Origin of the sequence: Gordonia jacobaea (genome assembly GCF_001186365.1) — a bacterium.
GTDB classification, from domain to species: Bacteria; Actinomycetota; Actinomycetes; order Mycobacteriales; family Mycobacteriaceae; genus Gordonia; species Gordonia jacobaea.
Genome location: NZ_LDTZ01000014.1, coordinates 162673 through 189249, shown reverse-complemented (window position 1 = coordinate 189249; position 26577 = coordinate 162673). Strand labels below are relative to the sequence as shown.

Genomic DNA, 26577 nt, shown 5'->3' with positions numbered 1-26577 from the left:
TCGATCGGGTTCAGCGGTTACGGAAATCCGGCTCGCGCTTGGCCACGAACGCCGCCATGCCCTCGGTCTGGTCGTCGGTGGCGAACGTCGAGTAGAACAGGCCGCGTTCGGCACGCACACCCTCTGTCAGTGTCGTCTCGAAGGCACGATTCACCGCATCCTTGGCCAGCCCCGCCGCGATCGACGACTTGCCCGCGATCGTCACGGCAACCTCTTTCGCTGTCGCGAGGCATTCGGCGGCCGGCACGACGCGGGAGACGAGTCCGGCACGCTCGGCCTCATCGACCTTCATCTGGCGACCCGTGAGGATCAGATCCATCGCCTTGGCCTTGCCGATGGCGCGCGTCAGGCGCTGCGAACCGCCGATACCGGGGATGACCCCCAGGTTGATCTCCGGTTGCCCGAACACCGCGTTGTCGCCCGCGATGAGGATGTCGCAGAGCATCGCGAGTTCGCAGCCGCCTCCGAGTGCGTAGCCGGTCACCGCGGCGATGGTCGGGGTGCGCAGCCGTGAGAGGTTGTCCCAGGCGCCGAAGAACGACTCGCTGACCACTTCACTGAAGGTCTTGTCGGACATCTCCTTGATGTCGGCGCCCGCTGCAAAGGCACGCTCGGAGCCGGTAATGACGATGGCGCCGATGTCCGGATCGGCGTCGAATTGCTCTGCCGCAGCGACGACTTCGTTCATCAGCGTGGTGTTCAGCGCGTTGAGCGCTTTCGGTCGGTTCAGCGTGATCACACCGATTCCATCGGCACTCTCGGTGATGATCGTCTCGTACTCGGACATTCGATTCCTCCTAGACGGGTTGTGGTCTCGAGCGAGAGTTCACAGGCTGCAGGCAGCGGGGCGAACACGGCGTCGAGCGACGCGGCGGCCGACGCATGATCCGAGGTCCACGCCGGGGTGCGATCCTTGTCGATCACCTGCGCGCGGATTCCCTCGGCCATGTCGGGATGCTGCAGGAAGCGCAGCGAGACGCGATACTCACGACGCAGTGTCTGCGCGAGGTCGGATTCCTTGTGGCGCAACGCGTACAGGGTTGCGGCCAACGAGGCCGGACTCTTCGACGCAATCCGATCCGCGGCACGATCGGCCGACTCGACACCAACCGCTCGACACCCCTCGATGATCTCCGACACCGTGTCGGCTGCGAAAGCCTCACGTATCCAGTCTCTTTCGGCGTCGAGCGTCGATGCGGGCGGCGTCACGGCGTAGCGAGACAGCGCGGCGTCGACGCCGTCGGAGACGATGGAATCACGGAAGGCGTCGAGATTCTCGGCCGGGACGTAGTGGTCGGCGAGGCCCATGGCGATCGCGTCGGCACCGGACAGCGTGCCGCCGGTCAGCGCCGCGTACGTACCGAGTTGGTCCGGCACGCGTGCGAGAAGGAATGTCCCGCCGACGTCCGGCACGAAGCCGATACCGACCTCCGGCATGGCCAGACGAGTTCTGTCGGTGACGACGCGCGTGTTGCCGTGCGCGGAGATACCGACGCCGCCACCCATCACGATTCCGTCCATGATCGCGACGTAGGGCTTGGGATAGGTCGAGATGTCGAGGTTGAGGCGGTACTCGTCCGCCCAGAAGCGGCCGGACGGGCTGTTCGCGGTCGCGGCGTCGTCTCCCCCTCCACCCGACGAGAGCTTTGACGCGTCTCGATGGATGGCCGCGATGTCGCCCCCTGCGCACAGCCCACGCTCACCCGCACCTGCGACGACGACTGCGTCGATGGCGGGGTCGTTCGCCCACGTGCGCAAAGCGTCGTGCATGGAGAGCGCCATCGGATGATCGAGCGCATTGATGGACGCGGGCCGATTGAGTGTTATCTGCCCGATCCGTCCGACCACATCGATGAGAACCGTCGGCTGATCCGTCATGAGTGCACTCCTCGCTGTCGCGCGCCTACCTTCCCCCCCAAATACTTGCACATCCTAGTATTCGGGTGCCAGTCGCCTGACCTACGGGACGCGATGCCCGGCGGCGCGGAACAGTTCGTACCACTCCGGACGGGTGAGCGGAATGTCGGAACCTTTCGACGCGGCGGCGACGCGTGCGGGGGTGGTGGTGCCGAGAACCACCTGCATCTGGGCAGGATGTCGCGTGATCCACGCCGTGGCGATCGCGATCGGTGCGACGTCGTATTTCGCTGCGAGCCTGTCGATCACGGTGTTCAGTTCCGGGTAGCGGTCGGATCCGAGGAAGACGCCGTCGAAGAATGTGGCCTGGAACGGCGACCACGCCTGGACGGTGATGTCATTGAGGCGGCAGTAGTCGAGCACGCCCCCGCCGTCGAGGGTCTGCGCCTGCCCCTCGCCCGCCATATTCGCTGCAACACCTTGCGCGATGATCGGCGCGTGGGTGATCGACAGTTGCAGCTGATTGGCGACGATCGGTTGTGTCACAGACCTTTTCAGCAGTTTGATCTGCCGTGGCGTGTGATTGGACACCCCGAAGTGGCGCACCTTGCCCGCCTGTGCCAGGTCGTCGAAGGCGCGTGCCACCTCGTCGGGCTCGACCAGGGCGTCGGGTCGATGCAGGAGCAGGATATCGAGGTGGTCGGTGTCGAGTGCCCGCAGCGATCCGTCGACGGCCTCGACGATGTGGTCGTACGAGAAGTCGTAGTAGGGACCATCTTTGACGATGCCCGCCTTCGACTGGATCGTGATCTGCTCACGCTCCGACGACGAGAACCGCAGGGCCTGCGCGAACCGTTGTTCGCATCCGTGCGCAGGTGCTGTGCCGTAGATGTCGGCGTGGTCGAAGAAGTCGATGCCCGCGTCGCGGGCCACCCCGACGAGCTCGCGGATCTCGTCGTCGGAGCGGTCCTGGATACGCATCATCCCCAGGACGACATTGGGCACGGTGACATCAGTGGCGCCGAGCGCGATTCGTTTCATCACGCCGATGGTAGGCGCCACTGAGTCAGCCGCTGCACACGCGCGCTAGACGCCGTAGCTGGTGTCGACGTAGCCGTCACCGTTGGTGTCGTAGTTCGCGGTGTCGACGTAGCCGTCGCCATTGGTGTCGTAGTTCGCGGTGTCGACGTAGCCGTCACCGTTGGTGTCGTAGTTCGCGGTATCGACATAGCCGTCGCGGTTGGTGTCGGCGTACTGCGTGTCGATGTAGCCGTCGCCATTGGTGTCGCTCTCACGGACATCGACTCGTCCGTCACCGTTGGTATCGGTGTACCGAACGTCGGCGTAGCCGTCGCCATTGGTGTCCTGGAGTTTCACGTCGGCGTAACCGTCACCGTTGGTGTCCTTGAGCTGAACATCCACGTAGCCGTCGCCGTTGGTGTCGTAGCTTGCAGTCGCCATGATCATGGTCCTTTCGAGGAGTGGATCTCCGGTGGTCGTCAACGCTTTCTGCGTTGTCATTACATTGGATGCGGCCAAAGCACTGACATGTTCCCCCGTGCCGGAATCTTTTTCCGACGCCTCACCTTAGACATGCGAAGAGCCCGGCACCACGGGCGGTACCAGGCTCTTCGCTGCTGAATTTTCTATCGGATCGCGACGCTGGCCGGCGCCTACCTTCGTCAGCCGATCGGTCATCTGCGGTGCTCGTCGAGAATGGTGTGCAGCACCTCCTCGGCGGCGATCAGCTCACGCCATCGCTCGGTGCCGCGTGGCGCTGTGGCCGTCGTGGTGAACACCACCGCGCGGCCGCCGACGATCTCCACCGCCAGTCCGGTTCGCGAAATCGCTTGTGCGCGACGGCCGATGTCGGTCCATCGTGGGTCGGCGAGCAACGAATCGACGGCGGCCTCGTCGCAATCGCGTGACACTCGCACCGCCATGCCTGTGCCCTTCGACGACACCTTGCGCGACCCCCGCGACCCGAACCGGCCCGCGAGTCGGTGATGGCCGTACGGCACCAACCGCCATCCGATCTCGACATGCGGCAACGCAACCCGCGTGTGATCGGGCGCCGCGCGACCAGCGACGTCGTACACCGGCTGGTCGTACTCGTCGTTGAACACCTCGAGGTGTGAGGCCAGCACACCGCCGGGGCCCTCGATCGCCCATGCCTGCCATCGGGCGCCACGTCGCCGGAGGTCGTGGACATCGACGCCGGCGTAGGTCGGCGGCTGGATGGCCGAGAGGTCCACCGACGTGGCCGTGGCCCATCCGAGTTGCGCGCCGACCTCATACAACGCGGTCGGCGCATTGGGCCCACGTCGAAACATCCCGATGTCCTTTCGGCACGCACTGCCCTTTCGGGCAGACGCTGTCCTTCTGGCGGACGCTGCGGCAACTACCCGAGAAGATACAGCGCAGGGGCGCAACAGCTTTTACTGTTGCACCCCTGCACTTGTCGATCTATTGACTTGTCGGTCTTTCGACTGACTCAGGCGTCGCTCTTGCCCTCGCCTGCCTTGCTCAGCTCCACCGGAGCGTCGGGCAGCTCGCGCGGCTTCTCCGAACCGACGAAGGTGAACTTCGCGTCCTCGCCTTCGCCTTCGCCGTCCCAGTTCTCGACGTCGATCAGCACGATCTGCCCCGGCTCGACCTCGCCGAACAGGATCTTCTCCGAAAGCTGATCCTCGATCTCACGCTGGATGGTGCGACGCAGCGGGCGCGCACCGAGAACCGGATCGAAACCACGCTTGGCCAACAGCGACTTGGCCTTGTCCGTGACCTCGATGGCCATGTCCTTGTTGCGCAGCGCGGTCTCGACGCGTGCCAGCATCAGGTCGACCATCTGGATGATCTCGTCCTGGGTGAGCTGGTGGAACACGACGATGTCGTCGATGCGGTTGAGGAACTCCGGCCGGAAGTGCTTCTTGAGCTCGTCGTTGACCTTCTGCTTCATCCGCTCGTACTGCGAGCCGTCGGAGCCGGTCTTCGAGAATCCGAGGCCGACTGCCTTCGAGATGTCGGAGGTACCGAGGTTCGAGGTGAAGATCAGCACCGTGTTCTTGAAGTCGACGGTACGGCCCTGGCCGTCTGTGAGACGTCCGTCCTCGAGGACCTGCAACAGGGTGTTGTAGATCTCCGAGTGCGCTTTCTCGATCTCGTCGAACAGGACGACCGAGAACGGCTTGCGGCGCACCTTCTCGGTGAGCTGGCCGCCCTCTTCGTAGCCGACGTATCCGGGAGGCGCACCGAACAGACGCGACGCGGTGAAGCGGTCGTGGAACTCGCCCATGTCGATCTGGATGAGCGCGTCGTCCTCGCCGAACAGGAAGTTGGCGAGCGCCTTGGAGAGCTCGGTCTTACCGACACCGGACGGGCCGGCGAAGATGAACGAGCCCGACGGGCGCTTCGGGTCTTTCAGCCCTGCGCGGGTACGACGGATCGCCTTCGACACGGCCTTGACCGCGTCTTCCTGGCCGATGATCCGCTTGTGCAGCTCGTCCTCCATGCGGAGCAGACGGGTGGTCTCCTCCTCGGTGAGCTTGAACACCGGAATGCCGGTCCAGTTACCGAGGACCTCGGCGATCTGCTCGTCGTCGACCTCGGCCACGACGTCCATATCGCCACTGCGCCACTGCTTTTCACGCTCGGCGCGCTCGTTGACGAGTTGCTTCTCCTTGTCGCGCAGGCTTGCGGCCTTCTCGAAGTCCTGCGCGTCGATCGCGCTTTCCTTCTCCTTGCGCGCGTCGGCGATGCGCTCGTCGAACTCGCGCAGGTCTGGCGGTGCGGTCATCCGGCGGATGCGCATGCGCGCGCCGGCCTCGTCGATGAGGTCGATCGCCTTGTCGGGCAGGAAGCGGTCGTTGATGTACCGATCGGCAAGGGTTGCCGCTGCGACGAGAGCTCCGTCGGTGATGGACACGCGGTGGTGCGTCTCGTAGCGGTCGCGCAGACCCTTGAGGATCTCGATGGTGTGCTCCACCGACGGCTCGCCGACCTGCACCGGCTGGAAGCGACGCTCGAGTGCTGCGTCCTTCTCGATGTACTTGCGGTACTCGTCGAGCGTGGTGGCACCGATGGTCTGCAGCTCGCCGCGGGCCAGCTTCGGCTTGAGGATGCTCGCCGCGTCGATTGCGCCCTCTGCGGCACCGGCACCGACGAGCGTGTGCAGCTCGTCGATGAACAGGATGATGTCGCCGCGGGTGTTGATCTCCTTGAGGACCTTCTTGAGGCGTTCCTCGAAGTCGCCGCGGTAACGGCTGCCTGCGACCAGCGAACCGAGGTCGAGCGTGTAGAGCTGCTTGTCCTTGAGCGTCTCGGGCACCTGGCCGTTGACGATGGCCTGCGCCAGTCCCTCGACGACGGCGGTCTTGCCGACGCCGGGCTCGCCGATCAGAACAGGGTTGTTCTTGGTGCGGCGGCTCAAGACCTGCATGACCCGCTCGATCTCTTTCTCGCGCCCGATGACGGGGTCGAGTTTGCCCTCGGCGGCGGCCGCGGTCAGGTTTCTGCCGAACTGGTCGAGGACGAGCGAGGTCGACGGCGTGCCTGCCTCGCTGGAACGACCGCCGGTGCCCGCCTCCTGCGGCTCCTTGCCCTGGTAGCCGGACAGGAGCTGGATGACCTGCTGGCGGACCCGGTTGAGGTCGGCGCCGAGCTTGACCAGAACCTGCGCGGCAACGCCCTCGCCCTCGCGGATGAGGCCGAGCAGGATGTGCTCTGTACCGATGTAGTTGTGGCCGAGCTGCAGCGCTTCACGCAGCGACAACTCGAGGACCTTCTTGGCACGCGGCGTGAACGGGATGTGCCCCGACGGCGCCTGCTGACCCTGGCCGATGATCTCCTCGACCTGGCTGCGGACGCCCTCGAGGGAGATCCCCAGAGACTCCAGTGCCTTGGCGGCAACGCCCTCACCCTCGTGGATCAGACCCAGGAGGATGTGCTCGGTGCCGATGTAGTTGTGGTTGAGCATCCGCGCCTCTTCTTGGGCCAGAACCACAACCCGGCGTGCGCGGTCGGTGAACCGTTCGAACATTGTTCTCCCTCACATTGCTAGCGCCCCGGCCGTCGATGTCTTCAAGCCTCTTGGCGACAACTGCGGTGGTGTCGGATATACGACGACCAGCCTGGCTTCCACTGTAGTGGTCAACTGGAGTGCACCTGCACTTAACGTCTGCACAGGTCGCAACGAAAACAGGTGTCGGCGGGGATCTGACAGCTACAACTCCGCAGGACACGGGCATGTTCCGGCAAATGGTGACGTGGGCTACGCCGAGAGCGAACGAGGCTCTGTGTACTACCGGACCGGCTCGTAACGGAGCACGACGATGTCGGTGTCGAGCTCAGAGCGCTCGACGAGACGCAGGTCGACGTGCTGCGAGATCCCTTCGAAGATCCGTGGGCCGTGGCCGACGATGCGCGGATGGACGATGAACTCGTAGGAGTCGATGAGGTCGAGTTCGGCAAGCGCGAGCGGCAGCGTGACGCCCCCGGTGGCCAGCCCGTTGCCCGGTTGGGCCTTGAGTTCGCGGACCGTCGACTCGAGGTCGTCGCGACGGATCAGTTCGGCATTCCAGTCGACGCTGGTAAGCGAGTCGGAGACGACGTACTTCTTCGCACGGTCGATGACGTGGGCGAAGGGCACCATCCACTCGGGCCTGCCGTCGGTGATCTCGTCGTTCCTGGCGACCTCGCGCCAACCTGCTTCCATCATTTCGTAGATCACCCGACCGAAGACCAGCGCGTCGGCGTCGGCGAGTAGCTGTGCCGAATGCCGATGCATCGCCTCGGTCGGGTTGACGGCCGTGTGGTCGACACAGCCGTCGATCGTGATGTTGATGGAGTATCGCAGTGGCCGCATGGGCGAAGGATACTGATCCGCCGATGCCGCGCTCGCGCTCATTGCTCACCTCGTTGCGCAAGTGCAATCACGTTTCCCGAGGGATCGGTGAACCAGGCGATGTCGGGTCCGACACCGTTGCCGTGCACGATGCCGCGCTCGTCGTGCTCGAAGCCGTCGTAGCGCAGGAATTCGACGCCGCGCGCGGCCAGGTCGTCGATGCTCTTGGCGAGGTCGGGCACCGGAATGTTGAGCACGGTGAAGGTCGCGGGTTGGTGATCGGGCTTCGGGTAGGCAAGGACGGTGGTACCGCGGTTGATGCGGATACCCAGAATGTCGTTGTCTCCCATGGGGAATCGCAAGACTCGCATGCCGAGTACGTCGCGATAGAACTGCTCGGTCGTGGCGGTATCGCGAACCGCGAAGCCGGAGTAGGGCGATGTCGGGGAACTCATTTGCGCCTCGTGCTCGTCGGACAATGAGACGAGTTGCAGCCAGTTGCCGTCGGGGTCCTCGACCGTCGCGAACTGGTTGCCGTCGCGGTCTTCGAGCGGGCTGATCCAGGTGGCCCCGAGGGCGTCGAGGCGCGCGGCCGTCGCCGCAGCATCGTCGACCTCGACGTTGAGCAGCGTGCGCGCTCCCTGCGGGTTGCGCCCCGAGACGTCGTCGCGCTTGTCGAACATCAGGTAGAAGCCGTCGAGCTCGATGATTGTGTAGCCCGGTCCGTCAGGACCGCCCGGTGCCGACATCGGTTCGGCTTCGAATGCGGTCGCGTACCAGCGCGCGAGCTGCTGCGGATCGTCGGTGGACAGGAGCATGGAGGAAATGGTTGCGGTTGCCATGCAGGTGTTGACCGGCCCGCAGCCGAAAACTCATCGAAGTTGCGTGGGACAGCGGGGTACAAAAATGCCCCCGTGGATCCCACGCAACTCGGATCCCCGGGCGCGACCCGGCCGAGACGGCGTCCCATCGATGAATGACTCCTGCTAACGACTGCCCTGCCCGCCGACCGATCACCTCAACAGCGGGCCGATCGCACGGCCGGCGGCCAGCGTCCACTGGTTCCCCGAGCGGAAGGCACCCCTCATGCACTCATTCGCCACTCGAACCCGGCTCTCCCTCCGAACGCGACGTCTCATCGTCCTCACACTGACCCTCGCGGGCCTGGTCGCGGGAACGCTGGGGGCAACCACGCTCGGCTCGGGCGCCGCCTCGGCCGCACCGCCGTACGGCAGCGGCCACGGACTCTGTTTCGACATCAATTCCCCGCTGGCGAAGTCGTCACTCTCGAAGATCGGGCGTGACGCCAACGGTGGCGGTTGGTCGCCGTACCGAGCGAGCAACAATCCGTTGAGGAATGGGTGCAACCTCGACTGGATGTTGGTCAACGGCAACGGAATCGGCGATGCGACATATCAGTCACGCGTCCTGTTGTTCAAGCACGGTCGATTCATCGGAACCGTCGATCCGAGGCCGTACGGCTACACCTGGGTAGCGAAGTACACCAAGAACTCGGTGACGGTCCGGTACCGCTGGCTCAAGCCGTCGGACCCGTTGTGCTGCGCCAGCGGCGGACCGACGTTCGTCACGGCGTACACCGTCGGCACCCACATCATCCGCGTCGGACACTTCCCACCGCGCCCCTGATCCCACCTGGCCCGACCACCGCCCCGCTACGTTGACGCTGCGGGGCGGTGTGCTGTGGCAAAAAGTTCTCCCAACGGCCGTCGGGTTTCGGTGGCGGCAAACGATGATGGTGGTGTGAGCGGCGAACACACCGGCCCCGAGGCCATTCTCGAGGTCTACGACGAGGCGCTACCCGCTGTCTACGGGTACGTTTTTCGACGCTGCTCGGATCGGCGGATCGCCGAGGACGTGACCTCCGAGACATTCCTGGCCGCGATGGACACGATGCGCCGCGACCGGACCGCCTCGCCGAATGTCGGCTGGTTGATCGGCGTCGCCCGGCACAAGCTCGCCGACCACTGGCGGCGGGCGCAGCGCACACCCGAACCCGTCGACGAACTACCCGAACACCCCGACGACGGGTGGGATGCCCACCTCGACCGCATGGTCGCGCACGCGACACTGGCGCAACTCTCACCGATCAACCGCGCCGTGTTGACGTTGCGCTACGTCGACGACCTGCCGGTCGCCGACTGCGCGCACATCCTCGGCCGTACGGTCGGCGCCACCGAGGCACTGCTCACCAGGGCCAAGCGAGCATTCCGCGAGGCCTATCCGCTCAACCAGTCCGCGAAGGGGTGATCGCATGAACGCCGACGACGCGACGCCGACATCGCACGACCCGCTCAGCGTTCTGAGCTCCGCCACGACGCCGGGCTGGAACGAACCCCTCGCTCCCGCACACGATTTCGCCGAAGCACTACGCAGGCGACTCGAGCGTGGAGTGTCACTTCCCGAAGGAGTCGACATGAACACCGTCCAACTCGAACACGAATTGACCGCAACCGACATCGACACGAGCGCACCGCAGGAGCTCGTCGAACGTCCGGGCGCGCTGCCCTATCTCACCGTGCACGACGCACGCTCGGCGCTCGACTGGTACGTCGATCGGCTCGGCGCCACCGTTCGTGGTGAGCCGATCCTCATGGACGACAACACGATCGGACATGCCGAGCTCGAGGTCGGGGGCGGGGCGATCTACCTGGCCGAAGAGTTCCCCGACATGGGGTTGCGGGCACCGCAGCCCGGAGCGGTATCGGTCAGCCTCATGCTCGCCGTCGACGACACCGACGAGGCTCTGCGTCGCGCCACGGCAGGCGGAGCCGCGGTGACCCGAGAACCCTACGAGGCGTATGGTTCTCGCACCGCGACCATCATCGACCCCTACGGGCACCGATGGATGCTGACCGGTCCGACGCTCGCGGCGCGGGCGTCGATGAGCGAGCCGCCCGCCGCGCGAATCCTTCAGGGCGACATCGGTTTCATCTCGGTCAACACCCACGACGCCGCCCGCGCCCGCGCCTTCTACGGCGCGGTCCTCGGTTGGAAGTTCGACGACGAGCTGCGCATGGTGACCACCGCGAGTCACCCCACCGCCGTGGTGGAAACGTCTGGGCCGCAGACGATCTTCTGCGCCTACGCGGTCGACGACCTCGACGCCGCGCGGCGTCGAATCGAAGCGGCCGGCGGGACGACACGCGACGACCGGCACGGCCTCGACTGCGTCGACGATCAGGGCGTCGAATTCGCGGTGTACGTCGCAGCTCCCGACGAACCGCGCGCGGCTCAGCATCCGCGCGGCGTCGGAGAGCTGTCGTATCTGACGGTGCACACCCGCGACAGCGCACGGTTGCGCGAGTTCTACGGGACCACGCTCGGCTGGACGTTCACGCCCGGACGCATCGCCGACGGCTGGGAGGTCGACGACGCACACCCGCAGATCGGCATCGCGGGCGGAGCGGATTCCGACGTTGCGGTGCCCATGTGGAACGTCGTCGACGTCGACGCCGCCGTCGAGCGGGTCCGCGCAGCGGGAGGCTCGGTGATCTCCGAACCCGAGCGCGCGGCGTACGGGATCGTGGCACTGTGCGCCGACGACCAGGGAGCGCAGTTCTACCTCGGGCAGCTGTTCTGAGGCGACGAACCGAAAAGTTGTGTGGGACGTGCGGGTACAAAAATGCCTCCGTATGTCCCACGCAACTTTGCCGTCAGCGGCTGTCGTAGCGCTCGCGCGCCTGCTCGACGTCCGGTAGGTGCCCCTCGACCAGTTCGATGACAGCCATCAGGCGCTGAGCCACCTCGCGACCCAGATCGGTCAGGGAGTACTCCACCTTTGGGGGAATCGATTGCAGCACAGTGCGGTTGACGAATCCGTCGCGCTCCAGCGTCTGCAGCGTCACCGACAGCATTCGCTCGCTGACACCCTGTACCCGACGCCGCAGGGCACTGAACCGCAGGTCACCGTCGTACAGAGCTCCGAGCGCGAGCAGGCCCCAGCGACTCGTCACATCCTGCAGCACTTCGCGCGATCCGCAATCCCGCGCGAACACGTCGGCTTCGAGCGCCGGATCTTCTAGTGCCGGATCGATGTCGGAGTCACGCGCCGAGCGGTCTTCTGCCCTGGTCATGGCCTCAGTGTACTGCACATTACAGCCAGCGCTTCCAGAAACTGTTGCACTATACGAAAAGTAAGTGCACGATGAGATGGACAGCTTGATCCACCAGAACACCAGGAGATCACATGACCACCTATGCAATCACCGGAGCAACGGGGCAGCTCGGCGGACTCGCCGCCGGCAGCCTGCGCGCCGCAGGCGTCGACGTCGCCGACATCGTGGCGATCGTGCGCGACGAGAAGAAGGCGAGCACGCTGTCGAACGTGGGAGTGAACGTCCGCGTCGCCGACTATGAATCGCCCGAGACACTTCGCGCGGCACTGGCGGGCGTCGACCGCCTGCTGCTGGTGTCCGGCAGCGAGGTGGGCCGTCGAATCCCGCAGCACCGCAACGTGATCGACGCAGCCAAGGAAGCCGGGATCACGCTGATCGCCTACACCTCCATCCTGCGCGCCGACACCAGCACCTTGGCGCTCGCGGAGGAGCATCAGGCCACCGAGCAACTGCTCACCGAGAGCGGAATCCCCACCGTGCTCCTTCGCAACGGTTGGTACTGGGAGAACTATCTGGCGGGCGCGTCGGCCGCGATCGACTCGGGAAACCTCTACGGCAGCGCTGGCGACGGCAAGGTGGCGGGCGCGTCGCGTTCGGACTATGCAGACGCAGCGGCGTCGGCCCTGATCAACGCCAAGGGCGGCGAGATCTACGAGCTCGCGGGTTCGGAGCATCTGACGCTCAGCGACATCGCTGCCACGCTCGCGAAGGTGAGCGGCCGTCACGTGCACTACCAGGATCTCCCCGAAGCAGACTTTGCAGCGGCGCTGACCAGCAATGGCGTCCCCGAGGCTTTCGCGAAGGTCCTGGCCGACTCGGATGCGGGCATCGCGCGCGGTGAACTCGACTCCGATTCCACCGACCTCGAGACCCTTGCAGGCCATCCCTCGACGCCGCTCGCCGACGTGATCAGCGGCGCGCTTTCTGCGACCGGCGCCTGACTCGGGAGAGCGTGACCTCACGCGGGGCCGGTCGGCCGCTCGGCGCAGAACGCGTCCGTGATTGACTGTTGGCCATGTCTGCCCGCTCCGCTGTGAGGCGCGTTGCACAACGCATGCCGTTTGGCATCGGCACAGTCACCCTGGTGTTGATCGCACTGCTCGTCGCGACCGTCGGGATAGTGCTAGCCATCGGAACACCCACGGTGGCACGGACATACGAGAACGCCCAGCTCCGCGGCTACACACAGCAGCCAGAGGTCGCGTGGACCGCATCGGCGGAGACACTGCCCGGCTACAACCAGACCGGCAACATCGAGGTCGCCGACGCCCGCGGCGATCACTGGCTGCTCTCGTATCCGCGCGGCATCGGACGCGCCTACCAACTCGTCGATCGCCACAGTGGACGCGCACTGTGGTCGCAGCCCGTCGTCGCAGGGCTCGGTTCGTGTGCGTTCGACGCCGCGGGGAACGTCGGGTGTGCCATCAAGCTCGGCGATCAGCCGGACGGCTTCTATATCGTCGACGACTCGGGCAGCGTCGGTTCGAAGTCGGCCCTCGACGACACCGCCCGGGTGGTCGGAGTCGGCGCGAACTTCGTGCGCATCGATCAGGCCGGTTACGAGGTCTCGATGCGCACCGCGGGGGGCAAGCGCGTCTGGGGTCGTACCTTCGCGTCCGCTGCGCAGGCGACGTTCGACCACGACATGCTCATCATCTCGACGGCCGACGGCAGCCGATTCGTCGTCGATTCGCGGGGCAAGGACACTCTGCGCTGCCGCCAGTGCGACATCCTGACGTACTCCTCGGGCCTCGCCGTTGTTCGACGCGACGGGGATCAGGAGTCCGTCGACACCTATGCCGTGGTCGGCGGCACCCCCACCCGACACCCGACGTCGGAGTCCGCCGAAGCCGAGGTGGTCGACGGACCGTCGACCCTTCCGGTGCTCACGACGGTCGGCGACGCGTCCATGCAGGCGACGCAGGGTTTCTACCAGGTGCGCGACCCGGCCCGCGGGGGCGCGCTCTGGCAGATCACCGATCCGAACCTCTCGAAATCCAACACCCGACCGTGTGGATCGATGGTCGCCTTCGCGCAGATGGACCGCTCACGAGTCGTCTACCAACTCGACGACGGCGAGCGCGCGGGAACCCTGCCGGTGCCGAGCATCGACGACCCCGACACCAACCTCGACCTGTTGAGCTGTGTCGGCTCGTCCGGCGATCACCTGGTGTTCGGCAGCAGCGGCCAACTGACAGCGTTCGACGTCCCTGCGGGCAAGGTCGCTTGGACCCGTCCGATCCTCGGGCGGGCGACGGACGTCGACGGCTACATCGTGCTCACCGAGGGCACCTCGCTGTCGGTGTTGCGACCCAACTAGGGGTTTTACGAAGGGCCGAAATCCTTGCATCAGCAAGGGCCTAAAGCCCCTGTGTGCCAGACGTCACACTCGACGAAACATCCCCGTAACGACCAGCGATGTCGCACGTCGACGTTCAGCGATCACTCAGTTTTCGATAACGCTGCGATAACGGTAAGGACACGTCCGCATGTACGGTCTCTTTCGGTACATCCACCGACGTACGTGTGAGGTTCAGTTTTGGGTAAGCATTCGAAGCAGCGGCGAGCAATTCTGCCGCATGCGTTCACCAAGTCGCGGGCGCCGCTGATCGGGGCCGCGTTGATCCCCGTCGTCGGAGCCCTGACTGTTGCCGCGGGCGCCAACGCCGACCATGGCACCCTGGGCGCTCCCACACCGAGCCAGTCCACCACACAGTCCGCCGCCACTCCGAGCGCGCAGAAGGACGCTGAGGCGCAAAAGAAGACGCCCGCTCCCGCACAGCCGGTCGTCGCGACCCAGAAGGCGACAGCGACGCCCCCGCCTCCCCCACCGCTTCCCGCCAGCGTCACCGACGGCGCCGTCCCGCAGGTCGCGTTCGAGGCGTACCGAAAGGCCGCCGACACGATGGCACGCGATCAGCCGAACTGCGGCATCCCGTGGACGCTCATCGCCGGAATCGGCAAGGTGGAATCGCACCACGCCAACGAGGGCGACGCCACACCCGACGGCACGCTGAAGAATCCGATCTTCGGACCGATGCTCGACGGTTCGCTCGCGGGCAACCAGGTCATCACCGACACCGACGGCGGACGCCTCGACGGCGACTCCGTCCACGACCGCGCCGTCGGACCGATGCAGTTCATCCCCGCCACGTGGGAGAAGTACGGCGCCGACGGCAACGGCGACGGCAAGATCGACCCGCAAAACCTCTTCGACGGTGCGCTGACCACAGCCCGGTACCTGTGCGACGGCCACCTCGACCTGCGCAACCAGGCCTCCGAGGCCACAGCCGTTCTGCGGTACAACAACTCGATGGACTACGTGAACAACGTCCTGGGCTTCGCGCGCAGCTACTGACGCGCACACCGACCGTCCGCCGGGGCGTGAGGGGTGGCCCCGGCGGGCGGGATCAGGCCGGTGAACTCAGAAACGCCTGCAGCGCAGCGGAATACATCGGAACGTCGGCGGCGCCCATCAGTTCACGTGCGCTGTGCATGGCCAGCTGCGGTGCACCGACGTCGATGGTGAGCAGCCCTGTCCGCGTCGCCGTGATCGGTCCGATCGTCGAGCCGCACGGCAGGTCGGCGCGGTGGATGTAGCGCTGCATCGGCACCCCGGCGGTGTCGCAGGCGAGCGCAAATATGGCCTCCCCCAACGCATCCGACGCGTACCGCAGGTTCTGGTTGACCTTGAGAACCGGTCCGCCGTTGATCGCGATCCGGTGCGTCGGCTCGTGCCGGTCCGGGTAGTTCGGGTGAGTGGCGTGCGCCATGTCGCCCGAGACGCATACGCTCGATGCCATGGACCGTAGATAATCGTCGCGAGAACCACCCTGCGACAACACGATTCGCTCCAACGTCGTCGCCAGGAAGTCCGACGCCGCGCCCCGCTCCGAGCCGCTGCCCACCTCTTCGTGGTCGAACAGCGCGAGCACTCTCGTGTGGATCGTCGGCTCGCCGTCGAGCAGCGCGTGCAGTCCCGCGTAGCAGGTGCCCTGGTTGTCGAGCCTTGGGGCGCTGAGCAATTCGTCTTCGGGTCCGATGAGCCTCGATGGCGTGACATCGTGGGTCATCAACTCCCACCCGAGCAGGGCGTCGGCGTCGATGCCCGCGTACTCGGCAACCCACTGCAGGATCGGGGTCGCGGCGTCGACACCCCAGATCGCGTCGACGTGTCGCTGGGGGTTCAGTGTGACGCCCTTGCGGTCCTCGGAGAGGTGAATCGCCAACTGGGGCACGCGAAGTACCGGCTCGGTGACGTTGACCAGCACACTGCTGACGCCACTGTCCGCACGATAAGCCAGGCGGCCCGAGAGCCCGAGATCGCGATCGAGCCACGAGTTGAGCCACGCACCGCCGTAGGGTTCGAGCGCAACCGTTGCCAGCCCGGCTGATTCACGGTCGGGGTTCTGCTTGAGCCGCAGATTGGGGCTGTCGGTGTGGCCACCGACGATCCGGAATCCGTCGCCATCGCCGAGATCCCACGCGATGATCGACCCGCCACGAATGACATAGAACCGACGGCCCGCGTCGTCGACGAAGCCCTCGAAGGCATCGCTCTCCTCCGTCGACCAGTCCTGATCCTCGAAAAGGCGTTGAAATCCTGCGGATTCGAGCTCGGCGGCGACCGTCGCGCAGACGTGGAAGGGTGACGGCGAGGCGTCGATGAACTCACCGAGCCCCTCGGCTGTGGCGGACGTTGCCAGCGACGGGGTGGGCATTGGGATCAGGCGTTGGCGAGTACGGCGTCGATCGCGGAGTAGAACAGCCCGAGACCGTCGTCGCTGGGGCCGGTCAGCGCTTCGGTCGCGTGCTCGGGGTGCGGCATGAGTCCGACGATGCGTCCGTTGGGGCTGGAGATGCCGGCGATGTCGAGGACGGAACCGTTGGGATTGCTTCCGGCGTAGGTGAATACGACCAGGCCCTCACCCTTGAGTTCTTCGAGCTTGCGCTCCGGCGCGACGTAGCGACCCTCGCCCGACTTCAGCGGGATGAGGATCTCGGCGCCTGCGTCGAACCGCGACGTCCACGCCGTCGTGTTGTTCTCGACCTTGAGCCACTGGTCCTGGCAGATGAAGTGCAGACCCTCGTTGCGGGTGAGCGCGCCGGGCAGCAATCCTGCCTCGCACAGGATCTGAAAACCGTTGCAGATTCCCAGAACCGGCATTCCACGCTCGGCCGCCTCGATCACCGCACCCATCACGGGAGCGAACTTGGCGATCGCGCCGGCACGCAGATAGTCGCCGTAGGAGAAGCCGCCGGGAACGATCACCGCGTCGACCCCCTTGAGGTCGGCGTCGCCGTGCCAGAGTTCGACGGCCTCGGCGCCCGCGATGCGCACCGCACGCGATGCGTCGACGTCGTCGAGGGTTCCGGGGAAGGTGATGACACCGATACGTGCAGTCATGTGGGTCCTACTCGACTCGATCTCGTGCCGTCAGTCGGCGATGCGGGAGACGGTGAAGTTCTCGATCACCGTGTTGGTGAGCAGTTCTTCTGCGATCCGGCCGAGGGTCACGTCATCGACCGAGTCGTCGACCTCGAGCTCGAATCGCTTGCCCTGCCGTACCTCGGAGACGCCGTCGAATCCGAGCCGACCGAGGGCTCCGACGATGGCCTGCCCCTGCGGATCGAGGATTTCGGCCTTGGGCATCACGTCGACCACCACTCGTGCCATCGGCTAGCGCTCCTCTTCTCACGTGACATCCGCTCGACGAGACGCCGACGGATTTTCGACGGCTCTCACCTTACCGTTCAACCCGCAACCTGCACTCTCCGGTCGCGGTTTGCCGGTTCTGGGTTGACCTGGCTTGAAGTTGGCCCGGTCTTGGAGTCGACCCGGTCAGAGCACCGCTTCGATGGCTTCGATCACGACCGGGTCTGTCGGCTCGGTGCGCGGGCGGATGCGAGTGGTCACGTGGCCGTCGGCGTCGACGACGAACTTCTCGAAATTCCACTGCACGTCGCCCGCCTCGCCGTTGGCATCTTCGGTCTTGGTGAGCTCGGCGTAGAGCGGATGCCGGTCGTCACCGTTGACGTCGGTCTTCTCCAGCAGCGGGAAGGTCACGCCGTAGGTGGTCGAGCAGAAGGTGGCGATCTCTTCGGCGCTGCCGGGCTCCTGGCCCATGAACTGGTTGCAGGGCACGCCGACGACGGTCAGCCCGCGGTCTGCGTACTTCTCGGCGACCTCCTCGAGGCCCGCGTACTGCGGCGTGAGGCCGCACTTGCTCGCGACGTTGACCACGAGCAGCGGCCCGGAGAAGTCAGCGAGGCTCAGCGCCGAGCCGTCGAGCGCGGTGACCGGGATGTTCTTGATGTTGGTTTCCGACATGGGATCGAGAGTAGTCACCGGCGGCCATCCACCGAGATATGTCGCAGATCACAATAGGCCTCGACCATGGTTACATCTCACATATATTTGCGTTGGTGAGATAGTTGCAGGGGCGTTAGTGTTTTCAAGAGTCCGCTCCCGCTCAGCTCCAGAACGACGCCGCATGTGATGCGCTCAGCAGTTTTCTGGAGCGACTCTCCTGCCTCGGCACCGCCGAGGCCATGGACACTCTCGCGGCGTCGGAGCTGACGTTCACGCAGTTCCGCGCCCTTTTCGTCGTATCGATGCACGACGCCCCGATGCCCGTCCACGAGATCGCCGAGTGCGTCGACCTCTCGATTGCGACCGCGGGTCGCACCGTCGACCGGCTGGTGCAGGCCGGGCTGGTCGATCGTCGCGAGGATCCGGGCGATCGTCGGGTCAAGCTCGTGACGCTGACCGACCAGGGCCGCGAGACCGTCGAAAAACAGTTGGACATCAAGCGAGACCTCGTCGGACGATTCATCGACGGACTGCCCGATGAATTCCGGGCCGCGCTGACGTCTGCATTACGGAACATCGTCGACGCCGATGTCGACTACTTCACTCTCGACCGCGAGTCCTCGAGGACCCGCACTGCGACACCGTCCACCTCCGAACCGAAAGATCCCTCATGACGAGTTCCTCTGCCGGCGCGCACGCGCACGCCGGCCCACCGGACACCAAGCTCGATCGCCATGTGCTGATCGTCGCCGGTGTGGTCGTGCTCGGCGCGATCATGTCGATCCTCGACGTCACCGTGGTCTCGGTCGCGCAGAACACCTTCCAGAACGAGTTCAACACCGACGCCGCGGGCGCCGCATGGACGATGACCGGCTACACGCTGGCGTTGGCCGCTGTGATCCCGCTGTCGAGTTGGGCTGCAGCACGATTCGGCACCAAGAACGTCTACATGACGTCGCTGATCCTGTTCACCATCGGCTCCGCGCTCTGTGCCCTGGCATGGAACATCGGCTCCCTCGTGGCATTCCGCGTGGTGCAGGGTCTCGGCGGCGGCCTCCTCATGCCGATCGGCATGATGATCCTCACCAAGGCGGCGGGCCCCGAGCGCGTCGGTTCGGTGATGGCGGTTCTCGGTATCCCGATGTTGCTCGGTCCCATCGCGGGACCGATCCTCGGCGGCCTGCTCATCGAGAAGGCGAGCTGGCACTGGGTGTTCCTCATCAACGTGCCGATCGGCATCGTGGCCCTTGTCTATTCGTGGTTCGCGCTGCGCAACGACGAGGAGAAATCGAAACCCAAGATCGACATCCTCGGGCTGCTGTTGTTGTCCCCTGGTCTTGCGTTGTTCCTCTACGGAATCTCGTCGAGTACCGAGGCGGGTACGTTCATCGACACGAAGGTCCTGACCACGTCGATCATCGGCCTGATCCTCATCCTCGGATTCGTCTGGCACGCACTGCACACCAACCATCCGCTGCTCGACCTGCGACTGTTCAAGAACAAGGTGCTGGCGATCGCCGTCATCACGATGACGTTCTTCATGATCGCCTTCTTCGGTGCGGCGCTGCTCTATCCGCAGTACTTCATCGGAGTCCGCGGCGAGAGCACGCTCGCGGCAGGCCTGCTGCTGGCACCGCAGGGTATCGGCGCCATGCTCACCATGCCGATCGCAGGCAGGATGACCGACAAGATCGGCCCGGGCAAGTTCGTACTCGTGGGCATCGTCCTGATGGCACTCGGTATGGGCACGTTCATGTTCCTCGGTTCCGACACGCCGTACTGGCTGCTCTGTGGCGCGCTGTTCGTCCAGGGCCTCGGCATGGGTATGACGATGATGCCGATCATGTCGGCAGCGCTGGCAACACTGAGCAACAAGCAGGTGCCCGACGGCTCGACGCTGATGAACGTCGTGCAGCAGACCGCGTCGTCGATCGGTACCGCGATCATCTCGGTGATCCTCGCGACCAACCTCAAGGCGCATGCCGAGTCACAACTGGCGATCGCGTCGAATGCGGCTCCCGAGAAGTACGACATGGCCGTGAAGGCCGGAATGGCACCTCAGGACCCGCCGGATCAGTGGTTCAGTTGGGCCGCCGAGGCTTTCGGCACCACGTTCATCGTGGCCGTCGCGCTGATCGCGGTGACGATCATCCCGGCGTTCTTCCTGCCGCGCAAGAAGATCGCGTCGCCTCTGGTCGAGGAGGACATGGACCGCGCGCCGATCGTCATGCACTGACCTGATCGGCTGGTCACCAAACAAGTTGCCCCTGGCTGCGGAGATCGCGGCCAGGGGCAACTTTGTCGTTGTGGTCTACTCGGTCAGCGCGCCGGTCTGCTGAAGAATCCAGGCCAGTTCGAAAGCGACTTCTTCCCACTGTTTGTAGCGACCGCTGACGCCGCCGTGGCCGGCCGACATCTCGGTCTTGAGCATGATCGGAGCATCGGAGGTACTCAACGCCTGAAGCTTCGCAACCCATTTCGCCGCTTCCGTGTACATCACGCGGGTGTCGTTGAGCGACGTCTCGGCCAGGATCGACGGATAGGGCTGTGCGGTGACGTTCTCGTACGGCGAGTACGACTTCATATACTCGTAGACCTCCGCGTCGTGCAGCGGATCTCCCCACTCGTCCCATTCGATGACCGTCAGCGGCAGCGACGGATCGAGGATCGAGTTCAGTGCGTCGACGAAGGGCACCGACGCCAGAATGCCGTTGAACAACTCGGGCGCGAGATTGGCGACCGCCCCCATCAGCAGTCCGCCTGCCGAACCACCTTCTGCGACCATCAGTTTCGGCGTGGTCCAGCCCTTGTCGACCAGGTATCGCGCCGAATCGACGAAGTCGGTGAAGGTGTTCTTCTTGGTGAGCGTCTTGCCGTTCTCATACCAGTGACGCCCCATCTCGCCACCGCCGCGCACGTGTGCGAGCACGAATACGACGCCGCGATCGAGCATCGACAATCGTGACACCGAGAAACCGGGATCGAAACTCGCCTCGTACGAGCCGTAGCCGTAGAGCAACAGCGGTGCGGGCGAAGAACTCTCACTGCCGTCGACTCCGACACCCTTGCGTCGGACGATCGACAGCGGGATCTGCGTTCCGTCTGCGGCCGTTGCCCATTCGCGGGACTGCTCGTACTCGTCGGGGTCGTAGCCGCCGAGTACAGGCTGCCGCTTGAGCAGCGTGCGTTCACCTGTTTCGACGTCGAGCTCGAACAACTCGGCGGGTTCGATGAAGCTGCCGTATCCGAAACGCAGACGGGGCGTTGCCCATTCGCGGTTGCCGGCGAGCCCCAGCGAGAACAGCTCCTGCGCGACTGCGACCTCGATGAAGTCCTCCGCGACCGGCATGCCGTCGATACGGCGCAGATCGGCAATCGAGACCCGGGGCAGCGCGTCGGCGCGATACGACAGGACGAGGTAGTCGCGGAAGGCGTCGATGTCCTCGATCCGGACGCCGCGGCGATGACCGATGAATTCGGTTCGGGCAGAGGGGTCGTCGACGGGTGCGATGTCGATCGCGAAGTCGTCGGCCTTCTCGCCGTCGCGGATGTCATTGTGCACGATCAAGAAGTAGTCGCGACCGGAGATCTCGGCATGCTCAACCGAATACTCGACGCCATCGACACGCGGTGCGACACTGCGGAATTCACCCGTCGGATCGTCGGCGGCAAGCACAAAGCACTCCGACGTGATCTTCGATCCCGTCACGATCATCAGGTACTTGTCGCTGCGCGTCGAACCCATGCCGACCCAGTATCGCTCGTCCGGCTCGTGGAACACCGTCACGTCGTCGGTGCCAGCCCCGATGTCGTGGCGCCACACCGTATCCGGGCGCCACGCGGCGTCGACCGTCTGATAGAACACGTGCTTGGCGTCGAGTGACCACGACGCTCCGCCCGCGGTGTCGGTGATGACGTCGGGGAGCAGTTCGCCGGTCTCGAGGTTCTTGAACCGCAACGTGTATCGCTCGTCACCGACGACGTCGGTGCTGTACGCGAGCCACTTGCCGTCGTGGCTGATGGCGAGCGAACCGAGGCTGAAGAACTCGTGGCCTTCTGCTTCGACGTTGGCGTCGAGCAAAATCTCCTCGCCCGGCAGCGGTGCGTCGTCGGACACCTCGGGCGGTGTCCAGTTGTCGACATCGACGATGGGGCAACGACATTGGATGCCGTACTGCTTACCCTCCTGCGTGCGGCCGTAGTACCAGTAGCCGCCGCGTCGGCCCGGCACCGACATGTCGGTTTCCTTGGTGCGCGACTTGATCTCACCGAAAATGGTGGCGCGCAGGTCTGCGAGCTGAGCCGTATTCGCCTCTGTGTAGGCGTTCTCGGCCTCGAGGAAGGCGATCACCTCGGCGTCGTCCTTGTCGCGCAACCACTCGTACTCGTCGACGAAGGTGTCGCCATGGTGGGTGCGCTCGGTACGAACCTTCTTCGCGACCGGCGGTACCGCCGGGGAGGACGCGGTCGGGGTGGCAGCGTTGCCGGGTTGTGCGTCGGTCACGGGTCTCCTATGCGTGGTCGGGCCAGTCGTCGAACGACTTCTGCGAAATCAGTTCGTAGGCTTCGATATAACGTGCGCGGGTGCGCTCGACGACGTCAGCGGGCAGGCTGGGCGGCGGGTCGTCGGACGATCGGTCCCAGCCCGACGCCGCCGAGGTCAGCCAGTTGCGGACGATCTGCTTGTCGAAGCTGGGTTGTACGTGTCCCGGCGAATACGAGGCGGCGTCCCAGTATCGGGACGAGTCGGGGGTCAGCACCTCGTCGGCGAGGACGAGCGAGCCGTCGGGGGTTTGACCGAACTCGAACTTGGTGTCGGCCAGGATGATTCCGCGCCCTGCGGCGAGATCGGCTCCCCTGCCGTAGATGTCGAGCGTCGCGGTGCGCAGGGACTCGGCGAGGTCGGTGCCGACGACATCTGCAGCCTGCTCGAAGGTGATGTTCTCGTCATGATCACCCTGCTCCGCCTTGGTCGCGGGAGTGAAGATCGGTTCCGGCAGCTTGTCGGCCTCATGCAGACCCGACGGGAGTACGACGCCGCACACCGCGCCGGTCTTGTTGTAGTCGATGAGACCGGACCCGGTCAGATAGCCGCGGGCGACGCATTCGACGGGAACCATCGGCAGCTTGTGCACCACCATTGACCGACCCACGAGCTCAGCGGGTATGCGCTCGTCGTCGGGGCCACCGGCGAGATGGTTCGGCACGCCGAGCGCGTCGAACCAGAAGAAGCTCATCGCGGTGAGGATGCGACCCTTGTCGGGTATCTCCGGCGAGAGCACGAAGTCGTACGCCGAGATGCGGTCGCTGGCGACCATGAGCAGGGTGTCGGAATCGATCTGATAGATCTCGCGCACCTTGCCCGAGGCCACAAAGGTGTACGAATCGAGAGCTGGACGCATGCTTCGACCTTAGTTGCTGCGTCGGCGCGCAGACATGTTCGGGTTGACAGCCGGACTTCGGAGCCCCGGCACATCATGTGGGACCGTAGGCAGATGACCCCACCCGCGATCACCATCACCTACTGCACGCAGTGCAACTGGCTGCTGCGCGCGAGCTGGATGGCCTCGGAGATCCTGAGCACCTTCGGCACCGACCTCGGCTCGGTCACCCTGGTCCCCGGCACCGGCGGCATCTTCCGCATCGACGTCGACGGGACACAGCTCTGGGAACGCAAGGCCGACGGCGGTTTCCCCGACGCCGCCGAGCTCAAGCGCCGCCTGCGCGACACCGCGCTGCCCGACTGGCAACTCGGGCACTCCGAGAAGAAGTGAGTGGTTTCGACAAGCTCAACCAGCGGGGGGCAGCTCAACCAGCGGGTGGTTTCGACAAGCTCAACCAGCGGGAGCGCCGCTCAACCAGCGTCTAGAGGATGGGTGCGGGCACGTAGTTGGCGGCCTCGGGGTTGTCGGCGATGAGCTTCTCCGCGGCGGCGATGACGTCGGCGACCTGGCGGCCTGCGGCTCCGACGAACGCCTCCTTGTCGTCGAGTAGCGCGTCGAGCTGGGCGCGGTCGAGGGGGATGCGCTCGTCGGCGGCCAAGCGGTCGAGCAGGTCGGGCTCGCGACCTTCCTCACGCATCGCGAGCGCAACCGCGACGGCGTTCTCCTTGATCGCCTCATGCGCGGCCTCGCGCCCCACGCCCGCTCGCACCGATGCCATCAGCACCTTGGTGGTGGCCAGGAACGGCAGGTAGCGGGCCAATTCGTTCTCGATGACCGCGGGGTAGGCACCGAACTCGGCGAGCACGGTCAGGAAGGTCTCCAGCATGCCGTCGATCGCGAAGAAGGCATCCGGCAGCGCGACGCGTCGCACAACCGAGCAGAACACGTCGCCCTCGTTCCACTGCGCGCCCGCGAGTTCGGCAGCCATCGAGCCGTAGCCACGCAGCACCACCTGCAGGCCGTTGACGCGCTCACAGCTACGCGTGTTCATCTTGTGCGGCATCGCCGACGACCCGACCTGGCCCGGCTGGAAACCCTCGGTGACCAGCTCGTGGCCGGCCATCAGCCGGATCGTGTGCGCCAACGACGACGGCCCCGCACCCACCTGCACAAGCGCGGACACGACGTCGTGATCGAGCGAGCGAGGGTAGATCTGGCCGACGGATGTCAGCGATCGCGCGAATCCGAGGTGCCCGGCGACGCGCGTTTCGAGGTCGGCGAGCTTCGACGCGTCGCCGCCCAGCAGGTCGAGCATGTCCTGGCTGGTACCCATCGGCCCCTTGACGCCACGCAGCGGATAGCGGTCGATCGTTTCGTCGACGCGCTGCAACGCGATCATGAGCTCGTCGGCAGCAGATGCGAACCTCTTGCCCAGCGTCGTGGCCTGCGCGGCAACGTTGTGACTACGTCCGGCCATCACCGTCGAGCTGTACTGCGCAGCATGCTCGACGAGTCGTGCGAGCACCGTGATCCCGTGCGCGTACACGTGACGCAGCGATTGCAGGATCTGCAACTGCTCGACGTTCTCGGTGAGGTCGCGGCTCGTCATGCCCTTGTGGATCTGCTCGTGGCCGGCGAGCGCGTTGAACTCTTCGATGCGCGCCTTCACGTCGTGGCGGGTGATGCGCTCACGCTCGGCGATCGACGCGAGGTCGATCTGGTCGATGACTGCCTCGTAGTCGGCGACCGCGCCGTCGGGGACCTCGATCCCCAGGTCCTGCTGCGCCTTCAGAACAGCCAGCCACAGGCGGCGTTCAAGCGCGATCTTGTTGGTCGCCGACCAGATCTCGGCGAGGTCGGCAGACGCATATCGGCTGGCCAGAACATTGGTGATGGCAGGTTTCGACACGCCAACAGTCTAGTCGTGTACTCGACACTCGACTGTCACGGGCGTCTGGCCGTCGACCGGCCACGGGCGGCGACTCAGATCGCGATGCACGTCCCGCCCGAGCCGTAGCCCTGGTGCACTCGTGCAAGCGTCAGCTTCGACCGCACACCGTTCTGTTTGGTGTAGAGGTATCTGTCGCCGATCCGGCGGGGAATCCATCTGATCGTCGCCTGGCCGCCCGCAGGTTCGGCGCTCCCGATGAGCCGTGGTGTGTAGCCCTTCTTGCCCTCCCAGAACGTGACCGTCCCGCGCGAGTTCACCAAGCCCGTCAGCCAATACGTGCATCCGGTTCCGTAGACCACCGAGGAGAACGGCACTCCCGGATCGGGCGCCTGGACCGGTTCGGCCGACGCCGCGCCCTGCGCCGACAACGCTGCGACGAGCACGCCCACCGCGACGACGACGGTCGCCACAACCCGAGCGATACCGTGGCGCCACGCCACGACAGTTCTCCGCTGATTCACCGTGGTTCCTCCACTCGCGGGGCCAGCACGTCGACGACCTCGCCGAGCGCGTCGCGCGTCGCGCCGGCCGGCGACGATCCGCTGCCGAGCGCACCGAGAACGGCGCCGTCTTCGATGGCGATGAGATTCTCGATGTGTGCGGCCCGTGCCAACCGTCCCGACCTGTCGAGCACGACGAGGTGTGTTGCGGCGAGCGTCGCACGTCGCGCGGCCACGACGTCGTAGAGCCGCGGGTACCTCGGTGTGAGCGCGATCATTTCGTAGCGGGCCGCCAACTCGTCGTGGGGGGTGTTCTCACCGACGAACACGTCGGCGAGGATCTCTGCGGTCGCATGACTTCCTCGACGACGCCGTGCAACCGCCTCACCCCGATCGACGATCGCCTGCTCGTCTGCCCGCGACACGAAGCCCGCGGCCTCGGCCATCAGGTCGTCGAGCGAGCCGAAGTAGTACGTCGTCGACGCGAGTGGCAATTGCGCACGATCGGCAACTGCTCGGTGACGCACGGCGTCGAAGCCGCCCTCCAGCAACAACTCTCCGGCAGCCGCGATGAGGCGCGACCGCCTGCGCTCTCCCTTGGGAGTGGTCGCCGCCGTCATGGCCCCCATGCTGCCAAGCGATTTCACTGCACGG

Annotated in this window: 27 protein-coding genes; 9 read left to right on the top strand and 18 right to left on the bottom strand. The window is 65.4% G+C overall.

Annotation, left to right across the window (positions count from 1 at the left end):
• Positions 1 to 10 precede the first annotated feature (10 nt).
• From ABW18_RS03890 to ABW18_RS03855, 8 genes are all read right to left on the bottom strand, one after another.
• Positions 11 to 787 (bottom strand): enoyl-CoA hydratase, encoded by a 777-nt coding sequence (locus tag ABW18_RS03890; protein WP_049697690.1) that lies wholly within the window; start codon positions 785 to 787, stop codon positions 11 to 13.
• The gene (locus tag ABW18_RS03885; protein ID WP_083444304.1) at positions 736 to 1878 is read right to left on the bottom strand and encodes an enoyl-CoA hydratase/isomerase family protein; all 1143 of its coding nucleotides are present in this window, start codon (positions 1876 to 1878) and stop codon (positions 736 to 738) included. Before ABW18_RS03885 ends, ABW18_RS03890 begins: the two co-directional genes overlap by 52 nt.
• An 81-nt stretch (positions 1879 to 1959) precedes the next feature.
• On the bottom strand, positions 1960 to 2898 hold the full coding sequence (locus ABW18_RS03880; protein ID WP_049697689.1) for an aldo/keto reductase: 939 nt from the start codon (positions 2896 to 2898) through the stop codon (positions 1960 to 1962).
• 45 nt (positions 2899 to 2943) lie between these two features.
• The gene (locus ABW18_RS03875) at positions 2944 to 3318 is read right to left on the bottom strand and encodes an EF-hand domain-containing protein (RefSeq protein WP_049698036.1); all 375 of its coding nucleotides are present in this window, start codon (positions 3316 to 3318) and stop codon (positions 2944 to 2946) included.
• Positions 3319 to 3551: 233 nt separating this feature from the next.
• Positions 3552 to 4190, bottom strand: coding sequence for a hypothetical protein (locus ABW18_RS03870; protein WP_152929997.1), 639 nt, complete (start codon positions 4188 to 4190; stop codon positions 3552 to 3554).
• Between the two features lie 161 nt (positions 4191 to 4351).
• On the bottom strand, positions 4352 to 6895 hold the full coding sequence (locus ABW18_RS03865) for an ATP-dependent Clp protease ATP-binding subunit (RefSeq protein ID WP_049697687.1): 2544 nt from the start codon (positions 6893 to 6895) through the stop codon (positions 4352 to 4354).
• 261 nt (positions 6896 to 7156) lie between these two features.
• Entirely contained in the window at positions 7157 to 7720 is a 564-nt protein-coding gene (locus ABW18_RS03860) for a dihydrofolate reductase family protein (protein ID WP_049698035.1), read from the bottom strand.
• 38 nt (positions 7721 to 7758) lie between these two features.
• A complete protein-coding gene (locus ABW18_RS03855; RefSeq protein ID WP_049697686.1) occupies positions 7759 to 8541 on the bottom strand; it encodes a VOC family protein in 783 nt (260 codons plus the stop codon).
• A 244-nt stretch (positions 8542 to 8785) separates the two neighbouring features.
• On the opposite strand from ABW18_RS03855, the gene ABW18_RS03850 reads away from it, so the two are divergent.
• The 3 genes from ABW18_RS03850 to ABW18_RS03840 all read left to right on the top strand — a co-directional run bounded on the left by ABW18_RS03850 (position 8786) and on the right by ABW18_RS03840 (position 11300).
• A complete protein-coding gene (locus tag ABW18_RS03850; RefSeq protein ID WP_049697685.1) occupies positions 8786 to 9346 on the top strand; it encodes an LppP/LprE family lipoprotein in 561 nt (186 codons plus the stop codon).
• A 114-nt stretch (positions 9347 to 9460) separates the two neighbouring features.
• Entirely contained in the window at positions 9461 to 9967 is a 507-nt protein-coding gene (locus ABW18_RS03845; protein ID WP_049697684.1) for an RNA polymerase sigma factor, read from the top strand.
• A gap of 4 nt (positions 9968 to 9971) precedes the next feature.
• Entirely contained in the window at positions 9972 to 11300 is a 1329-nt protein-coding gene (locus ABW18_RS03840) for a VOC family protein (RefSeq protein WP_049697683.1), read from the top strand.
• A 73-nt stretch (positions 11301 to 11373) separates the two neighbouring features.
• Here ABW18_RS03840 and ABW18_RS03835 read toward each other — a convergent pair whose 3' ends face one another.
• Complete coding sequence (locus tag ABW18_RS03835; RefSeq protein WP_049697682.1) at positions 11374 to 11793, bottom strand: winged helix-turn-helix transcriptional regulator; 420 nt, start codon at positions 11791 to 11793, stop codon at positions 11374 to 11376.
• A 113-nt stretch (positions 11794 to 11906) separates the two neighbouring features.
• On the opposite strand from ABW18_RS03835, the gene ABW18_RS03830 reads away from it, so the two are divergent.
• The 3 genes from ABW18_RS03830 (at position 11907) to ABW18_RS03820 (ending at position 15193) form a co-directional block, all read left to right on the top strand.
• Positions 11907 to 12776, top strand: coding sequence for an SDR family oxidoreductase (locus ABW18_RS03830; RefSeq protein ID WP_049697681.1), 870 nt, complete (start codon positions 11907 to 11909; stop codon positions 12774 to 12776).
• Between the two features lie 113 nt (positions 12777 to 12889).
• Positions 12890 to 14155: a PQQ-binding-like beta-propeller repeat protein gene (locus ABW18_RS03825; protein ID WP_083444303.1), complete on the top strand. Its 1266-nt coding sequence runs from the start codon at positions 12890 to 12892 to the stop codon at positions 14153 to 14155.
• Between the two features lie 219 nt (positions 14156 to 14374).
• A complete protein-coding gene (locus ABW18_RS03820; protein ID WP_049697679.1) occupies positions 14375 to 15193 on the top strand; it encodes a lytic transglycosylase domain-containing protein in 819 nt (272 codons plus the stop codon).
• Between the two features lie 52 nt (positions 15194 to 15245).
• Here the strand turns inward: ABW18_RS03820 and ABW18_RS03815 are convergent, their stop codons facing one another.
• The 4 genes from ABW18_RS03815 to ABW18_RS03800 form a co-directional block, all read right to left on the bottom strand.
• Positions 15246 to 16556, bottom strand: coding sequence for a M18 family aminopeptidase (locus tag ABW18_RS03815; RefSeq protein WP_049697678.1), 1311 nt, complete (start codon positions 16554 to 16556; stop codon positions 15246 to 15248).
• Positions 16557 to 16561: 5 nt separating this feature from the next.
• Positions 16562 to 17242, bottom strand: a complete 681-nt coding sequence (gene purQ / locus ABW18_RS03810; protein WP_005207444.1) for a phosphoribosylformylglycinamidine synthase subunit PurQ — start codon at positions 17240 to 17242, stop codon at positions 16562 to 16564.
• A gap of 30 nt (positions 17243 to 17272) precedes the next feature.
• Positions 17273 to 17512, bottom strand: coding sequence for a phosphoribosylformylglycinamidine synthase subunit PurS (gene purS / locus ABW18_RS03805; protein WP_005207443.1), 240 nt, complete (start codon positions 17510 to 17512; stop codon positions 17273 to 17275).
• A gap of 165 nt (positions 17513 to 17677) precedes the next feature.
• Positions 17678 to 18166, bottom strand: coding sequence for a glutathione peroxidase (locus tag ABW18_RS03800; protein WP_049697677.1), 489 nt, complete (start codon positions 18164 to 18166; stop codon positions 17678 to 17680).
• 221 nt (positions 18167 to 18387) lie between these two features.
• On the opposite strand from ABW18_RS03800, the gene ABW18_RS03795 reads away from it, so the two are divergent.
• Both ABW18_RS03795 and ABW18_RS03790 read left to right on the top strand, forming a co-directional pair.
• Entirely contained in the window at positions 18388 to 18822 is a 435-nt protein-coding gene (locus tag ABW18_RS03795; protein WP_235434290.1) for a MarR family winged helix-turn-helix transcriptional regulator, read from the top strand.
• Complete coding sequence (locus tag ABW18_RS03790) at positions 18819 to 20384, top strand: DHA2 family efflux MFS transporter permease subunit (RefSeq protein WP_049697675.1); 1566 nt, start codon at positions 18819 to 18821, stop codon at positions 20382 to 20384. Before ABW18_RS03795 ends, ABW18_RS03790 begins: the two co-directional genes overlap by 4 nt.
• Before the next feature lie 75 nt (positions 20385 to 20459).
• On the opposite strand, the gene ABW18_RS03785 is transcribed toward ABW18_RS03790, so the two are convergent.
• Together ABW18_RS03785 and ABW18_RS03780 are read right to left on the bottom strand one after the other, a co-directional pair.
• Entirely contained in the window at positions 20460 to 22652 is a 2193-nt protein-coding gene (locus ABW18_RS03785) for a S9 family peptidase (protein ID WP_049697674.1), read from the bottom strand.
• 7 nt (positions 22653 to 22659) lie between these two features.
• Positions 22660 to 23550 (bottom strand): phosphoribosylaminoimidazolesuccinocarboxamide synthase, encoded by an 891-nt coding sequence (locus ABW18_RS03780; protein ID WP_049697673.1) that lies wholly within the window; start codon positions 23548 to 23550, stop codon positions 22660 to 22662.
• A gap of 93 nt (positions 23551 to 23643) precedes the next feature.
• On the opposite strand from ABW18_RS03780, the gene ABW18_RS03775 reads away from it, so the two are divergent.
• Entirely contained in the window at positions 23644 to 23922 is a 279-nt protein-coding gene (locus ABW18_RS03775; protein WP_049698034.1) for an Rdx family protein, read from the top strand.
• A 91-nt stretch (positions 23923 to 24013) separates the two neighbouring features.
• Here the strand turns inward: ABW18_RS03775 and purB are convergent, their stop codons facing one another.
• From purB to ABW18_RS03760, 3 genes are all read right to left on the bottom strand, one after another.
• Positions 24014 to 25441, bottom strand: a complete 1428-nt coding sequence (gene purB / locus ABW18_RS03770) for an adenylosuccinate lyase (RefSeq protein WP_049697672.1) — start codon at positions 25439 to 25441, stop codon at positions 24014 to 24016.
• A 74-nt stretch (positions 25442 to 25515) separates the two neighbouring features.
• Positions 25516 to 25923 (bottom strand): hypothetical protein, encoded by a 408-nt coding sequence (locus ABW18_RS03765; protein WP_235434289.1) that lies wholly within the window; start codon positions 25921 to 25923, stop codon positions 25516 to 25518.
• Between the two features lie 17 nt (positions 25924 to 25940).
• Positions 25941 to 26552 carry a TetR/AcrR family transcriptional regulator gene (locus ABW18_RS03760; protein ID WP_049698032.1) on the bottom strand — a complete coding sequence of 204 codons (612 nt, stop codon included), beginning with the start codon at positions 26550 to 26552 and terminating at the stop codon, positions 25941 to 25943.
• Positions 26553 to 26577: the final 25 nt, after the last annotated feature.

Coding starts and splice junctions, on each gene's coding strand:
- ABW18_RS03800 (WP_049697677.1), bottom strand. CDS start 18,166: ATGTCGGAAACCAACATCAAGAACATCCCGGTCACCGCGCTCGACGGC.
- ABW18_RS03875 (WP_049698036.1), bottom strand. CDS start 3,318: ATGGCGACTGCAAGCTACGACACCAACGGCGACGGCTACGTGGATGTT.
- ABW18_RS03835 (WP_049697682.1), bottom strand. CDS start 11,793: ATGACCAGGGCAGAAGACCGCTCGGCGCGTGACTCCGACATCGATCCG.
- ABW18_RS03870 (WP_152929997.1), bottom strand. CDS start 4,190: ATGTTTCGACGTGGGCCCAATGCGCCGACCGCGTTGTATGAGGTCGGC.
- purS (WP_005207443.1), bottom strand. CDS start 17,512: ATGGCACGAGTGGTGGTCGACGTGATGCCCAAGGCCGAAATCCTCGAT.
- ABW18_RS03780 (WP_049697673.1), bottom strand. CDS start 23,550: ATGCGTCCAGCTCTCGATTCGTACACCTTTGTGGCCTCGGGCAAGGTG.
- ABW18_RS03865 (WP_049697687.1), bottom strand. CDS start 6,895: ATGTTCGAACGGTTCACCGACCGCGCACGCCGGGTTGTGGTTCTGGCC.
- ABW18_RS03880 (WP_049697689.1), bottom strand. CDS start 2,898: ATGAAACGAATCGCGCTCGGCGCCACTGATGTCACCGTGCCCAATGTC.
- ABW18_RS03860 (WP_049698035.1), bottom strand. CDS start 7,720: ATGCGGCCACTGCGATACTCCATCAACATCACGATCGACGGCTGTGTC.
- ABW18_RS03830 (WP_049697681.1), top strand. CDS start 11,907: ATGACCACCTATGCAATCACCGGAGCAACGGGGCAGCTCGGCGGACTC.
- ABW18_RS03885 (WP_083444304.1), bottom strand. CDS start 1,878: ATGACGGATCAGCCGACGGTTCTCATCGATGTGGTCGGACGGATCGGG.
- ABW18_RS03790 (WP_049697675.1), top strand. CDS start 18,819: ATGACGAGTTCCTCTGCCGGCGCGCACGCGCACGCCGGCCCACCGGAC.
- ABW18_RS03855 (WP_049697686.1), bottom strand. CDS start 8,541: ATGGCAACCGCAACCATTTCCTCCATGCTCCTGTCCACCGACGATCCG.
- ABW18_RS03890 (WP_049697690.1), bottom strand. CDS start 787: ATGTCCGAGTACGAGACGATCATCACCGAGAGTGCCGATGGAATCGGT.
- ABW18_RS03795 (WP_235434290.1), top strand. CDS start 18,388: ATGGACACTCTCGCGGCGTCGGAGCTGACGTTCACGCAGTTCCGCGCC.
- ABW18_RS03850 (WP_049697685.1), top strand. CDS start 8,786: ATGCACTCATTCGCCACTCGAACCCGGCTCTCCCTCCGAACGCGACGT.
- ABW18_RS03775 (WP_049698034.1), top strand. CDS start 23,644: ATGACCCCACCCGCGATCACCATCACCTACTGCACGCAGTGCAACTGG.
- ABW18_RS03815 (WP_049697678.1), bottom strand. CDS start 16,556: ATGCCCACCCCGTCGCTGGCAACGTCCGCCACAGCCGAGGGGCTCGGT.
- purQ (WP_005207444.1), bottom strand. CDS start 17,242: ATGACTGCACGTATCGGTGTCATCACCTTCCCCGGAACCCTCGACGAC.
- ABW18_RS03840 (WP_049697683.1), top strand. CDS start 9,972: ATGAACGCCGACGACGCGACGCCGACATCGCACGACCCGCTCAGCGTT.
- ABW18_RS03760 (WP_049698032.1), bottom strand. CDS start 26,552: ATGGGGGCCATGACGGCGGCGACCACTCCCAAGGGAGAGCGCAGGCGG.
- ABW18_RS03825 (WP_083444303.1), top strand. CDS start 12,890: ATGCCGTTTGGCATCGGCACAGTCACCCTGGTGTTGATCGCACTGCTC.